Origin of the sequence: Pseudomonas sp. SIMBA_067 (assembly GCF_046534675.1) — a bacterium.
Classification (GTDB): domain Bacteria; phylum Pseudomonadota; class Gammaproteobacteria; order Pseudomonadales; family Pseudomonadaceae; genus Aquipseudomonas; species Aquipseudomonas putida.
Window position 1 is genome coordinate 1 of record NZ_JAWRYH010000829.1, and the last position, 255, is coordinate 255.

Here is a 255-nt window from a genome sequence, read left to right on the forward strand (position 1 = left end):
GTTCAGACGGCAGGTGCCTGCTTTTCCGGCAACAAGCAGGAATCTCAGCGCTGAAGCAGGAATTAGAGGTAAAAACGCCCTACCGGGCCATGAATCACCCGGTCATTGGAGTAGTAACCAAAGCAGATTTAGCCAGCATGGAACAAATATCTTTGGTGAAAAGTTGGTTACGGGAAGCTGGAGCGCACAACGTGTTAGTAACCAGTGCAGTTAATAACAATGGAGTTACAGAACTTTTTGCCTTGCTGCATACAG

General features: G+C 47.5%; 1 protein-coding gene. It reads left to right on the plus strand.

Annotated features, from left to right (window positions below; all coding sequences use genetic code 11):
* A partial coding sequence (locus SB765_RS31515; RefSeq protein WP_410932742.1) for a EutP/PduV family microcompartment system protein occupies positions 1–255 on the plus strand: 255 nt, incomplete at both ends.